This is a genomic window from Anaerococcus tetradius ATCC 35098 (assembly GCF_000159095.1).
Taxonomy (GTDB): domain Bacteria; phylum Bacillota; class Clostridia; order Tissierellales; family Peptoniphilaceae; genus Anaerococcus; species Anaerococcus tetradius.
Genome location: NZ_GG666368.1, coordinates 1 through 343, shown reverse-complemented (window position 1 = coordinate 343; position 343 = coordinate 1). Strand labels below are relative to the sequence as shown.

Here is a 343-nt window from a genome sequence, read left to right as displayed (position 1 = left end):
ATTCTTGAACAACTTCTTGTAATCATCGATGCTCGGTTCATCGTCACCAATAAAACCAGTCAAGCATTTGTCTTTATATGCTCCTCCCTTAAATTCAGGATTGAAGGCATTTGGGTTTGCATCGTCGTCATCATTTATTCCATCCCTGTCCTTATCTTGGTAGACTGTAAGCTTTAGAGTTCTCTTGATAGCTTTACCATCTTTCTTTCCATAAATGGTAATTGGATACTCTTTCATAGAGGCAAAGCTATCTTCGCTATAGAGTAGACCTGTTATGCTTCCATCTACAAAGTCAAGACCATCTGGTAGGCCATCTACGTATTCGATAGTTACTCCTTGACCC

1 protein-coding gene is annotated in these 343 nt (G+C 39.7%); it reads right to left on the bottom strand.

The annotated features are described in order from the left end of the window. Nucleotides 1-343: hypothetical protein (locus tag HMPREF0077_RS10855; protein ID WP_004837952.1), on the bottom strand; the 343-nt coding region annotated here is incomplete at both ends.